This window comes from Marinimicrobium sp. UBA4509 (genome assembly GCF_002388575.1).
GTDB classification, from domain to species: domain Bacteria; phylum Pseudomonadota; class Gammaproteobacteria; order Pseudomonadales; family Cellvibrionaceae; genus Marinimicrobium; species Marinimicrobium koreense.
In genome coordinates, this window is sequence record NZ_DGMV01000082.1 from 36,478 (window position 1) to 48,613 (window position 12,136).

A 12,136-nucleotide genomic window follows, 5' to 3' on the forward strand; every position below is an offset into this window, starting at 1 on the left:
GCTGGTGTTGCTGTTCGATATGCCCGCCACGCTCGGCCGGGATTTCAGCTTCGCCGTGCAGTCCATCGGCATGGTGAGCGCCACCATTTTCATCCTGGCGCGCCGCCAGCCACTGGCCTGGTCCATGCTCAAGGGCGCCGTGGTGGGCGGTCTGATTGGCACCCCGATTGGCATCATTTTCTTCGCCCCCCTGATTCCGGACCTGTGGATCAAGGTCACCTTCGCGGTGCTCTGGGGCAGCTTTGGCGTGCTGCACCTGTACCGGATTGGTGAAATTGCGGGCCATGTCGGCATGACCGAGTTCGACGAGCACTGGGATCACCGGGTCGGGTTTGTACTCGGGCTGGTTGCCTGCCTGCTGGCGGTGTCGGTCACCGGGGTGGGCGTTGATATGGTGCTCTATGCGGCGCTGGTATTGCTGTGCCGGGCGGACCTGAAGATCGCGATTCCCACCTCGGTGGTCATCATGGCTCTGGCCTCACTGTACGGGGTCCTTATCAAAAGTGTCACCAACAGCTGGCAACCCGGTGTGTTTGAGAACTGGCTTGCAGCGGCACCCGTCGTCGCCCTGGGCGCACCTCTGGGCGTGTTCATCGTCGATAAAATCGGCCGCAAGCCGATCCTGCTGGTGGTGGCAACCCTGTGTGTCGGGCAGTTTGTCTGGACCTGTTTTTCCGAGCAGGATGACCTGGGACTGGTGGGTATTGCACTGGCAGTGGGCGCCCTCGGGTTCTGCCTGTGGGTATTTGAGCGCCTGCGCAGCTGGGGATCAGTACTGGTCGCCGAAGCGCAGCGCAAAAATGAGGTGCGCCGGGCCGCCGAGGCGGGCGACGCCGAACCTGCGGCAGAAAAGGCCGAGTGCCCGTAGGCCTCGGTCAGTGGGGGCGTGACAACGCCTTGTCGACATCCACTCCCACGATCAACATACCCAGCAACTCGCCGGTATCGGGATCCTTCACCGGCTGACTGACATGTACCTGAAAGCGCCGGGTGGACTCATCGTATTCCACCGGTTCAAAATTCAGTTGTCCGGCGCTCAGCGCGATCGCCCGTTGAAACTTGGCTTCATCACCCTGCCAGTAATCCGAGGTCATATCACTGACGGCCACATTGAGGCCCTTCAAGTCGGTGAGAATCACCTCGGTGATGCGGCCGTCGGCGTCGACGGCCAGGGCGCGCAGTCGATCCGACAGCACCTGATCCAGCCAGGATTGAACCTCGCCATAAGCCCCCTCGCGGAAGGCCTCCTGCCAGGCCTGATCCATTTGTACCAACGCCTCTTGTGCCAGGTCCGTATGGTGCCGATTCTGAGCTTTCAGAGCTGCGACCAACCCTGGGGTGCGCTGCCACTCGCTCAACAGGGGCGATAGCCAGCTGTGCAGCTCAGCCTGCTCCAGGGCCGACATGACAAAACCGCTTTCCGTGCACTCGATGATATGCCGGTTGAAGGCCTTCAGAAATTCCGGACGGGCGGTCAGAAACTCATCGCCAAAGTACACGCCCAGCGGCATGTAACGTAAAAACCGCTCCTGATACTGGTTTATGTCGACCCCCAGCGCCTCGACCGCCGCTCTCATGTGGTCCCGGTCGGCGATAAACGCATCAATACGGCCGCTCAGGAGCAATTTGATCAACTGGGGTAGACTGTTGATCCGCATATGCACCGGGTAGCCTTGCTGATCCAGCCACACCGCTTGGTGACTGCCCAGAATGGCACCCACCCGGATTCCGCCGTTGCGCCATTGGTCCGGTGCCTCGGTGCCGGCCGCCCAGTACCAATACCAGTTTTCCAGCAACAGAGGTGCCGACAAGGTGGCGTATTTGTCAACTTCAGGAGTGTGAATCGCGGTAAAAAACCCATCAATCTTGCCCGTGGACACCTCCTGTCGGGCACGTCGCCAGGGCATACGCTGAATCTCGGGGGTATACCCCAGGTGGTCAAAAATACATTGAATGTGCTCGACGGAGCCGCCACCGCGATTGTAGAACTGCTCAAAGTCCGACACATTGGTGCCGAGCTGAACATTGGCGGCAAAGACCGGCAGGGACGCTATCCAGACAACGAATGCGCCCAACCGTGGAAAAACAATAGACATACTGGGGACTCCGAACAGAGCCCTCAGTATAGCAGGCAGTCAAAGTTGCAATGGATCAGGCGAAACGCTGGCGACGCTCCTGAGGAACCAGATGACACAAATCCAGGCTGACCTTGGCTTCAGGCGCCAGCCGCTTGAGGACAAAGGCCGCCCACTGGACACGCCCGGAAAAGGTCAGTGGTAGCGAAGCGTTCAACAGAACCGTGCGATGCCCCCCGACCGGACACCGGTCAATCGCCACCCGCTGCTCCCCGGCACCATCCCGGTAGACCAGTTCCAATTGCAGCGGTTGCATGGCGCCCGCCGGGGTTTTCAGCCAGACCGCCATATCAAACCAGCCCGTCCAGCTCCCCTGAACCAGTGCGGATCGATGAGCACTGAACTGATGTGGAGCAATTTCCGTGACCAACCAGTCACGGGTTTCTTCGACAGGAGCGTCCGATAGGGTACGTGCTAACAGGGCCATGGGGGGATTGCCTCATTGAATACATCGTTGGACGTCAGCGTACACCCCATGATCAGGCAATGCTGTGACTGAGCAGACACTTTGATCGCCACCCACAGCACAAAAATGGTAATTCGGACTACTTCTGAAGAAGTAGCAAACCCCAGAGCGGCGGGCTTTGGAGGGGATTTTAGAAAGACGTTATGGTAATATCCCGCCCGCGTTAAACCGCCCTCGGTCACTCATTTCCGACTCTCACAACACGGAATTCACAATGCCCCAAACATTCGCGCTTACTTCGGTATTAGCGGGCGTTTTGCTCGCGCTATTCAGCCCTCAGACATTTGCCGCCGTCGGCAGTATGGATCTCACCGACAGCGGTGTCGGCTATGTAGCCCTGACCGTCTTCGTCATTGCCTACCTGCTGGTGATGGGCGAAGAAAAACTGCATCTGCGTAAATCCAAGCCGGTGCTGGTGGCAGCCGGTATCATCTGGATGATGATTGGCTGGGTGTATGTGCAGGGCGGCATGTCCTCCGAGTCCGAGTCTGCTTTCCGTCATACCCTGCTGGAATTTGCTGAGTTGATGCTGTTCCTGCTGGTGGCCATGACCTACATCAACGCTCTGGAAGAGCGGCGCCTGTTCGATGTTCTCAGGGCTTGGATGGTGCGCAAAGGCTTCAACTACAAAACGCTGTTCTGGATGACCGGGATACTGTCTTTCCTGATCTCGCCCATTGCCGACAACCTGACCACGGCTCTGCTGATGTGTGCCGTGGTCACCAAAATGGCCCCGGACGACAACCGTTTCATCAATCTGTGCTGTATCAATATTGTCATCGCCGCCAACGCCGGCGGTGCCTTCAGCCCCTTCGGCGACATCACCACCCTGATGGTCTGGCAGGCCGGCATCGTCCAGTTCCAGGAGTTCTTCTCGCTGTTTATTCCCGCACTGGTGAATTACGGTATCCCGGCGCTGATCATGAGTTTCTTTGTCGAGAACCGCAAACCCCACGCGGTGGTGGAAGAGGTGGAGCTGAAGCGCGGCGCCCTGCGCATCATGACGCTGTTCCTGTTTACCGTCGCCACCGCCGTGGCCTGCCACACCTTCCTGCACCTGCCCCCGGTCGCCGGCATGATGATGGGCCTGGGCTATCTGCAGTTCTTCGGTTACTTCCTGCGCCGCACCCTGCCCGGCTCCCTCGCCCGCAAACGGGCGCTCGCCGAACGCGCGGGTGACGAGGCCGCCCTGCGTCGACTGGGGAGTGTGGTGCCTTTCGATGTGTTCAACCGGGTGGCCCGCGCGGAATGGGATACCCTGCTGTTTTTCTACGGCGTGGTGATGTGTGTGGGCGGCCTGGGCTTTATGGGCTACCTGGCGATGATGTCCGACATTCTCTACAACGGCTGGGGCCCGACTTTCGCCAACGTGACGCTGGGTGTCGCCTCGGCACTGATTGATAACATTCCGGTGATGTTCGCGGTGCTGACCATGGAGCCGGAAATGTCCCACGGCCAGTGGTTGCTGATCACCCTGACGGCGGGCACCGGCGGGAGCATGTTGTCGATCGGTTCCGCCGCCGGCGTGGCACTGATGGGGCAGGCCCGCGGTGCCTACACCTTCTTCGGCCACCTGAAGTGGACCCCGGTGATCGCCCTGGGTTACATCGCCAGTATTTTTGTCCACCTGTGGCTGAATGTTGAGAGCTTCAACCTGTTTGGGTAGAGAGCTTCAGCTTATTTGAATAAACCGCTTCAGCTTATCTGGATAAAGCGCGTCCGCCTGGTTACCCATCATGACACGACGGGGTTCAACCAGGCGGCCCCTCTCACACCACTGGAATCCCCGTGCACGGCCTGCACCACCGGCGTGTCGCACTCCCCTCCAAACACATAGCGCGGTAGCAACTCGGGCATTCGCTCGTAGATCACCGAAAGATTGGACACACCTCCTCCAAGCACGATCACGTCCGGGTCCAACACGTTGATCACCGCCGCCAGCCCGCGCGCCAATCCATCCAGATAGTGATTCACCACCGTCACCGCCGCACGCTCACCCGACCCGGCCCGTTCCGCAATGAGCTGCCCAGTGAGCGCCTCTCCGGTCATCCGCTCATAGGACAGACACAGCCCCGTCCCCGAGAGAAAAGTCTCCTGACAGCCAAAGCGGCCACAGTAACAGCGGCGGGACTGCAACTCGGTGTCCGATGTCCAGGGCAGCGGGTTGTGCCCCCACTCCCCGGCAACACCATTGGGCCCTACCACGGCCTGTCCACGCCAGGCCAGACCGGCGCCGCATCCAGTGCCCAGAATCGCCGCGAAGGTCCACTCGTATCCGGCAGCGGCACCATCGGTGGCCTCGGACACCGCCAGGCAGTTGGCATCATTGACCACTTTGACATCGCGCTCGAGCCGTCGGGACAGGTCCGCATGCAGCGGTTGCCCATTCAACCAGGTCGAGTTGGCATTTTTCACTTTCCCGGTCTTTCGGGAAACCGACCCGGGAATCCCCACCCCGACCGGCAACCCCTGCAGGTCGACCTGCGCCTCCGCTTGCGCCACCAGATCGGCTATGGCGGACAGCGTCGCCTGATAATCCCCCTTGACCGTGGGAATACGGGTGCGGAACAGCGTGTCACTGTCACCATTGAGAAGAATCACCTCGGTTTTGGTACCACCGAGATCAATACCGATTCGAAACTGCGTCATAACAGGGGCTCGTCGTTCATTATCGGGAGTCCGATTATAGGTAACCGGTATCATCCGGCGCAAACACCCCTTGTGGCCAATCAAAAAACGACTACACTTAGGGGATAACCCCGTCAGTGAGGCCCGGTATGCCGCAACATCAGGAGCGACGCCCGTTCAGCCGCATTCATTTCAATGCTCCCGCACAACTGACCATTGGCTCCGACACCTTTGAAGCCGAGGTGTTGGACCTGTCGTTGAAAGGCGCTTTGTTTGAATGGCCCGCCAGCCACTCGGTCCAAATCGACACCCCCATTTCCGTGGATATCCACCTGAGCGACCAGATCGATATTTTCATGCAGGGCCGTGTGGCCCATCAGGAATCGGGCCGGCTGGGCCTGGAGTGCCAATCCATTGATCTGGAGAGCATACAGCACTTGCGTCGTCTGATTGAGCTCAACATCGGAAATTCGGACGCCATGGAACGGGAGTTGTGCGAGCTCATCGCCCCCAGTCAACAACCCTGAACCCGTCGGTACTTCGAGGATGCCACCATGCCCGCTATGGCGCCCCCAGAACGTCGCGAGCACACTCGTCACCCGGTTCGAGCCATAGCCCGGGTGGCACAAGCCAACCGTTGCTGCTCGGTCGAAGTGGTGGATATGTCATTCAACGGGGCACGCCTCAACCTTCAGGAGACGTTACCTCTGGACGAGGGGGAAGAAATCACACTGACCATCGAGCTGGAAGACTTTGATTCACCAGACGTATCCGACGTACTGGCGTACCAGTCCCGCAAACTGGTCCGTTTGCGCGGAACTCTGGTGCACTGCCAGGAAACCGATAGCGGACTGGCGGCGGGGGTGGAGTACCGCCCGCTCAGCGAGGTCGACCAGGTGCTTCTGACGCTCTTGCTGGCGCGCCCGGATGGCTGACGGAAGCCCCTGTTTTTTCACTGACCGGATGGTAAAACAGTAACAATATTCCACAGGCAAAGATCGGCAGGTGTCCGACCAGTTCGATCATCGCCATGCGGTACTCTCCGATCCAGAAAAAGTAACTGTTGGTGGCCACCATAAAAGCGAACAGAACGCCAATCGTCAGCCGGGTCACCCAGCCGCTCAGAAAAACCACCCCAATAAGCAACTCCACCACTCCGGCCGAGTAGACAAACAAACGGTCACTGTACGCCAGCCCCAACTCACTCATAAAATTGAGCGAGTAATGATCCAGAAGCGCGATGGCTCGCGCGGGATTATGCAGTTTTTCGGTAAAAGCCAGACTGATCAGTGAGGCACCGAGCAGACAGCGGACCAGAAAAATGCCCAGCGGCGTGGGCGTTTTATCAGCGAACAGTACCACCCACGCCAAGCCCAACAGCACCGGATATTCCATGACAAAGAGCGGATCGTGCAGACCGGCGATGACAAACAACATCACAATCAGAGAAGCACACAGCGCCCGACCCCGTTCGAGCAACAAGGCGCTATAAACCACCAGCTGCGCCGCCACCCCCAAGGTCAACAAGGGTTCGGCAACATGAAGGTGAGGCACCAGAAACGTTCCGGTCAGGGCGGCGCCGAGAAAATAGCCGGCGATCAGATAGTACACAAGCCGCAGCGGGCCTGTGGAGCGGCTGCAAAGGCAGCGCGGCGTCAGGGAATAGGCCCGGCTCAACAGGTCCACCGCTTTTGCCAGTAAGGTACCCACCGCAACCAGAACGCAGAGCACTACCACGGTGGTGCTGTCCGGCAACGCCGGCGCCGGCTCTGCCACGGGCTCCGAGAACCATTTGACATGTGCATGAGAAAGCGCTGGAAACACACCCAGACAACCACCGCCGACGGCGATGGCTGCCAGGTGGTGCCAGCGGATTATTGTTATTGTCGCCATGTATTTCACCCTGTCGATCACGACCGAAAATGTCCGGCGCATATTAGCGGCTAAACGCCGCAACGCCAGTCAGTCGTGACAATCCATGCCAGGAATTATCGACAATGTGGGGTGGTTAACAGGGAAGGAAAATTTTCACGCCGCCCCGATTCGGAAACGGCGTGAAAATCCTTGGGCCTTTAAAGGCCCGGGGCGAACACTAGCGAACGCTTTGCAGGAAGTGCATGTGTTTTTCGTACTGATCAATCACATCGGCAATGATCTGTTCGCGAGTCCAGCCCATGACATCGTAATCCTGTCCGCCTTCACGCAAATAGACCTCCGCCCGGTAGTAGCGAAGTTGCTCGCCGCGCTTGGTGCGAACATCGCTCATCACAAAGGTCGGCGGTGTATAGGGCCGGGCATGCACCGAATAGAAAAAGTCCATCTCCTCACCGTGAGAGACTTCGATCCAGCAGCGGTCATTGTCGTCCTGGACGACCCGGGCACTCAGGGACTGTTTTTCAAACTCTTTGCAGACCTCACCCAGGGCCGGGTGCACCGTATCATTGATGAAGGTCAGCACATCCTGGCGCTTCGGATGACGGATCACCCGGGCGAGGCGACGCTGCCAAGAGTCAGACTGTGAAGACACCCTGGGTGCCAACATGGCTTCTTTGAGGCTGGTACGTTTGAAAATTTCCAGCCGCAGTGCGCGCAACAGCCCCCAACACATCAAGAGCATGATGATGGTGAAGGGCAACGCGCTGGCAATGGTGGCCGTCTGGAGTGCACTCAGTCCCCCGGCGAGCAGAAGGGCTGCGGCAATGACACCCTCGGTGACCGACCAGAATATGCGCTGCCAAACGGGTGAATCATCGTCGGTGCCACCGGAGGTCAGCATGTCGACCACCAGCGAACCGGAGTCCGATGAGGTGACAAAGAAAGTGACAACCAGAACGGTGGCAATCATCGAGGCAATAGTGGTCAGCGGCAGGTACTCAAAGAACTGGAACAGCGCGACCGACGAGTCGGCGGCGACGGCGTCCGACAGTTGGGTGATACCCTGCTCCATGATCATGTGAATACCGGTGTTGCCGAAAAAGGTCATCCACATGAAGGTAAAGCCGACCGGTACAAACAGCACGCCGGTCACAAATTCCCGAATGGTGCGTCCCCGCGAAACCCGGGCAATGAACATGCCGACAAAGGGCGACCAGGCGATCCACCAACCCCAGTAAAAGAGCGTCCAACCGCCCAGCCAGCCTTTGGGTTCATAGGCGTTGAGGTTGAAGGTAGTGTCCACCAGGCGGGAAATATAGTAACCGGTGTTCTGCACAAAGGTTTGTAACAGATACAGCGTGGGGCCGGCGAAGAGTACAAAGAGCACCAGTATGACCGCAAGAATCAGGTTGAGCTCGGAGATCCGGCGGATGCCGCCATCCAGTCCCAACACCACTGAAATGGTGGCGAGCCCGGTGACCCCGGCGATCAACAGAATCTGTACACCGACGCTACTGGGCACGTCGAACAGATAGTTGAGGCCGGAGTTGATCTGCATTACCCCCAGGCCCAGGGAGGTGGCAACACCAAACAGCGTGCCGAGCACTGCGAAGATGTCCACTGCGTGACCAATTGGCCCATAAATTCGCTCACCGATCAGCGGATACAACGCCGAGCGGATAGTCAACGGGAGATTCTGCCGGAAGGCAAAGTAGGCAAGCGACAATGCCACCACGGCATAAATTGCCCAGGCGTGCATACCCCAGTGAAAAAAGGTGATCCGCATTGCTTCCCGTGCAGCCTCCGCCGTGGCTTCATCCCCCACCGGCGGACTCATCAGGTGCATGACCGGCTCCGCCACACCAAAGAACATCAGGCCGATGCCCATACCGGCCGAGAACAGCATGGCAAACCAGGACATGTAAGTGTAATCCGGTTCGCTGTGATCGGGCCCCAGTTTGATTTTCCCGTAGCTCGACATCGCCAAGACCACGACAAAGATCAGAAACAGAGCCACAGCAAGCACGTAAAACCAGCCGGCTGTGTTGACCACCCAGTTCTGCACACTGGTAAACAGTTTGCCCGCCATTTCCGGCGCGATGATCGTGCCCAAAACAAACAGCAGACATAAGACGGCCGAGCCCACGAATACGGGCGGATTGATTTTTATCCAGCTCGGCAGAGCATCCTGGGCACCCTCGGGAATTGCGGATGCCCGCTCAGGTTTGGTGTTATCGTCAGCCATGGTAACCCCTAGCTTGAGAATGTGAATTTACAGATGGACGAACTTACAGGTAGAAATCCAACGAGACATACAGCGCATCGAAGTCGCCCTCGCCGACCTGGCCATTGCGGTCAACGAAACCGTCTTGCGTCAGGTATTCGACATACACCCAACCGGGGCCGTAGTCATAGCGTAATCCGGGCGCAATGGCGTTAACCCGGCCAGCGGAGCTGCCCGCGGTGTCTGGGTTGGCATTGCTCAGGTCGATGTAATAGGACCAGGGGCCGACATCGTAGCCAAGCTCCACCGCCACGCGCTGGTTTTCAATGGTACCCGGCAGGCCGGCATCGTCCCGATAGAGCGACGGCAAATCCCGGGACATGGTGATATAGGAGGCTTTGGCGTAGAAGGCATCGAAGCGCCCCTGATAATGCAAAACCGCGGCGTCATGGCTACCATCCACACCGTTGTTGCCAAGCCCGGTCAGATCCTGCAGCTTGCCGCTCTGCAGTGAAAGACCAATAGAGTGATTTTCCACCCACTCGTACTCGACATTACCGACCCAGGTCTGCACCTTACGGAACGTCGTTGAGCTACCCCAGTGGCCGTTATCATCCACGGTATCGGTACTGGCGCCGCCCCAGTCATCGGCCAGGTACAGCGCCGCATCGTAGCGCCAGGCATCGCGTTCGCCGGAGAGCTTGACCCCGACGTCCATCTGATCGCCAAAACCGGCCAGCAGCACGTCGCCGGGCCAGAAGTTGACGGTCTTCCAACCGAAAGGCACCTGACTCTTACCGACCTTGACCACATGATCATCATCCAACTGCCAGCCAACCCAGGCCTTGTGCAGCGTGAATTGATCGCCGGTGGAGTTGTTGGCCGGATCGGTGAAGCTGCCCGGGCCCAGGCGCATTTCCGCCGAATAGAGCCAGCGCCCTTCGTCCGGCTCGGCGTTGCCGTCAGCGTACAGGATCAGGGCTTCACCTTCGAAGGCGCCCCAGGTGTCCTGGCTGGTATCGTCGTCCGGCAGATAGGCGTAGGTGCCCCAGACGCCGGCCGAGAAGGTGTTTTCCGCGAGTGCGGTAGCGGGCAGAATCAGACTGGCCGCCGTGAGCGCAGTGGCCCCCAAGAATTGCGATGATCGCTTTGCCACGTATCCTCCTTATGCAAGTGAAAATCGACACCGGGTGTCGATGCGAGGGAGAACCGGTATGCCTTTGAATCTTAGGTGTTCGGTGTCAGGTCACACCGGCTTTAGAAACTATAGTGTATAAATCAGTGCCGCGTGGTTCGGTGCCGCGCAATTGTAGGGTGGCATAAGGCCGCAGGCCGTCATCCACCGCTCAGGCGCTATTCGATCGCATCCAGTGCTTCGGCCAAAGAGCGCACAGCGATCACTTCCAGGCCCTCTTTTTTTTCGCGAGGCGCATTCCCCTTGGGCACAATCGCTTTTCTGAACCCGTGCTTGGCCGCCTCGCGCAGCCGCTCCTGGCCACTGGGCACCGGGCGGATCTCCCCGGACAAGCCCACTTCACCGAAAACCATCAGGTCCTCCGGCAGGGCGCGATCGCGGAAACTGGACACAATCGCCAACAACAGCGCCAGGTCCGCGCTGGTTTCCATCACCCGCACGCCGCCGACCACGTTCACAAACACATCCTGATCCGCCATCATGATGCCGCCGTGACGGTGCAACACAGCCAGCAGCATGGCCAGCCGGTTCTGATCCAGCCCCACCGCGACCCGGCGAGGGTTGCCGGTATGGCTGTCATCGACCAGCGCCTGAATTTCCACCAGCAGCGGACGGGTGCCCTCCCACATCACCATCACCACCGAGCCGGAGGCGATCTCATCGGCGCGCTGGAGAAAGATGGCCGAGGGGTTGTTCACCGCTTTCATGCCCTGTTCGGTCATGGCGAACACCCCCAGCTCGTTCACCGCCCCGAAGCGGTTTTTGTTGCCCCGCAGGGTGCGAAAGCGCGAGTCATTGTCGCCCTCCAGCAGAATGGAGCAGTCAATCATATGCTCCAGCACCTTGGGCCCGGCCAGGGAGCCGTCCTTGGTCACGTGCCCGACCAGAATCACCACGGTACCGGTCTGCTTGGCAAACCGGGTCAGGTAAGCCGCACTTTCCCGCACCTGGGAGACGGACCCGGGCGCGGACTGGATATCGCTCATATGCACCACCTGGATGGAGTCCACCACCATCACTTTGGGCGCAATCTTCTGGGCCGTGGCGCAAATGCTCTCGACGTTGGTCTCGCTCAGCATCTGCAGCTTGTCCGTGGGCACCCCCAGGCGCTGGGCGCGCATGGCCACCTGCTGCAGGGACTCCTCGCCGGTTACATACAGCGCCGGCATCTGCCCGGCCAGATGGCACAGGGTCTGCAGCAGCAGGGTACTCTTCCCTGCGCCCGGATGACCACCAATCAGCACCACCGAGCCGGCCACAAAACCACCGCCCAGCACCCGGTCGAACTCCCCGGCCCCGGAGCTCAGGCGCGGCAGGTCTTCCAGGCTGATCTCGGCCAGGGTCTGCACTTCTCCCGCGGGCGCCCCCGCATAGCCCTCAAAGCGGGCGCTGCGGTTGCTCGGGGTGGGCCCGAGGCGCACTTCCGACAGGCTGTTCCAGGTGCCGCATTCGCTGCACTGGCCCTGCCATTTGGTGAAGTCGGCGCCGCACTCGTTGCACACGTAGGCGGTTTTGGTTTTGGATTTGCTGGCCAAGATTGAGCTCCGATTTGATGGATCATCGCGGATTGGGGAACGGCGGAGCGCAGCGGTATAGACCCGCGTAGGGCGGAT

The 12,136-nt window shown here is 59.4% G+C and carries 11 protein-coding genes; 4 read left to right on the forward strand and 7 right to left on the reverse strand.

The features are described 5' to 3' along the window. Nucleotides 1-868, forward strand: an 868-nt coding sequence (locus B3520_RS15115; RefSeq protein WP_286876385.1) for a sulfite exporter TauE/SafE family protein, incomplete at its 5' end; no start/stop codon positions are given. Nucleotides 869-875: 7 nt separating this feature from the next. On the opposite strand, the gene B3520_RS15120 is transcribed toward B3520_RS15115, so the two are convergent. After that, entirely contained in the window at nucleotides 876-2,096 is a 1,221-nt protein-coding gene (locus tag B3520_RS15120) for a transporter substrate-binding domain-containing protein (RefSeq protein ID WP_123639161.1), read from the reverse strand. 55 nt (nucleotides 2,097-2,151) lie between these two features. Beyond that, the gene (locus tag B3520_RS15125) at nucleotides 2,152-2,562 is read right to left on the reverse strand and encodes a hypothetical protein (RefSeq protein ID WP_123639162.1); all 411 of its coding nucleotides are present in this window, start codon (nucleotides 2,560-2,562) and stop codon (nucleotides 2,152-2,154) included. A gap of 253 nt (nucleotides 2,563-2,815) precedes the next feature. Between B3520_RS15125 and nhaD the strand changes: the two genes are divergently transcribed. Then, nucleotides 2,816-4,267 carry a sodium:proton antiporter NhaD gene (gene nhaD, locus B3520_RS15130; protein WP_123639163.1) on the forward strand — a complete coding sequence of 484 codons (1,452 nt, stop codon included), beginning with the start codon at nucleotides 2,816-2,818 and terminating at the stop codon, nucleotides 4,265-4,267. Between the two features lie 68 nt (nucleotides 4,268-4,335). Here the strand turns inward: nhaD and B3520_RS15135 are convergent, their stop codons facing one another. After that, the gene (locus B3520_RS15135) at nucleotides 4,336-5,250 is read right to left on the reverse strand and encodes an ROK family protein (RefSeq protein WP_123639164.1); all 915 of its coding nucleotides are present in this window, start codon (nucleotides 5,248-5,250) and stop codon (nucleotides 4,336-4,338) included. Between the two features lie 128 nt (nucleotides 5,251-5,378). On the opposite strand from B3520_RS15135, the gene B3520_RS15140 reads away from it, so the two are divergent. Continuing rightward, nucleotides 5,379-5,756, forward strand: a complete 378-nt coding sequence (locus B3520_RS15140) for a PilZ domain-containing protein (RefSeq protein WP_123639165.1) — start codon at nucleotides 5,379-5,381, stop codon at nucleotides 5,754-5,756. A 27-nt stretch (nucleotides 5,757-5,783) separates the two neighbouring features. Beyond that, nucleotides 5,784-6,164 carry a PilZ domain-containing protein gene (locus tag B3520_RS15145; RefSeq protein ID WP_123639166.1) on the forward strand — a complete coding sequence of 127 codons (381 nt, stop codon included), beginning with the start codon at nucleotides 5,784-5,786 and terminating at the stop codon, nucleotides 6,162-6,164. On the opposite strand, the gene B3520_RS15150 is transcribed toward B3520_RS15145, so the two are convergent. The 4 genes from B3520_RS15150 to radA all read right to left on the reverse strand — a co-directional run bounded on the left by B3520_RS15150 (nucleotide 6,109) and on the right by radA (nucleotide 12,058). Next, the gene (locus B3520_RS15150) at nucleotides 6,109-7,122 is read right to left on the reverse strand and encodes a DoxX family membrane protein (RefSeq protein ID WP_286804464.1); all 1,014 of its coding nucleotides are present in this window, start codon (nucleotides 7,120-7,122) and stop codon (nucleotides 6,109-6,111) included. The two genes, B3520_RS15145 and B3520_RS15150, sit on opposite strands and share 56 nt — an antisense overlap. A 199-nt stretch (nucleotides 7,123-7,321) precedes the next feature. Further along, on the reverse strand, nucleotides 7,322-9,349 hold the full coding sequence (locus B3520_RS15155; protein WP_123639168.1) for a BCCT family transporter: 2,028 nt from the start codon (nucleotides 9,347-9,349) through the stop codon (nucleotides 7,322-7,324). 43 nt (nucleotides 9,350-9,392) lie between these two features. Beyond that, nucleotides 9,393-10,484 (reverse strand): porin, encoded by a 1,092-nt coding sequence (locus B3520_RS15160; RefSeq protein WP_246004444.1) that lies wholly within the window; start codon nucleotides 10,482-10,484, stop codon nucleotides 9,393-9,395. Nucleotides 10,485-10,681: 197 nt separating this feature from the next. Continuing rightward, nucleotides 10,682-12,058: a DNA repair protein RadA gene (gene radA / locus B3520_RS15165; protein WP_024462166.1), complete on the reverse strand. Its 1,377-nt coding sequence runs from the start codon at nucleotides 12,056-12,058 to the stop codon at nucleotides 10,682-10,684. Nucleotides 12,059-12,136 lie beyond the last annotated feature (78 nt).

Excerpts from the sequence above, each read along its gene's own strand:
- B3520_RS15120 (WP_123639161.1), bottom strand. The coding sequence starts at position 2,096 with ATGTCTATTGTTTTTCCACGGTTGGGCGCATTCGTTGTCTGGATAGCG.
- B3520_RS15125 (WP_123639162.1), bottom strand. The coding sequence starts at position 2,562 with ATGGCCCTGTTAGCACGTACCCTATCGGACGCTCCTGTCGAAGAAACC.
- nhaD (WP_123639163.1), top strand. The coding sequence starts at position 2,816 with ATGCCCCAAACATTCGCGCTTACTTCGGTATTAGCGGGCGTTTTGCTC.
- B3520_RS15135 (WP_123639164.1), bottom strand. The coding sequence starts at position 5,250 with ATGACGCAGTTTCGAATCGGTATTGATCTCGGTGGTACCAAAACCGAG.
- B3520_RS15140 (WP_123639165.1), top strand. The coding sequence starts at position 5,379 with ATGCCGCAACATCAGGAGCGACGCCCGTTCAGCCGCATTCATTTCAAT.
- B3520_RS15145 (WP_123639166.1), top strand. The coding sequence starts at position 5,784 with ATGCCCGCTATGGCGCCCCCAGAACGTCGCGAGCACACTCGTCACCCG.
- B3520_RS15150 (WP_286804464.1), bottom strand. The coding sequence starts at position 7,122 with ATGGCGACAATAACAATAATCCGCTGGCACCACCTGGCAGCCATCGCC.
- B3520_RS15155 (WP_123639168.1), bottom strand. The coding sequence starts at position 9,349 with ATGGCTGACGATAACACCAAACCTGAGCGGGCATCCGCAATTCCCGAG.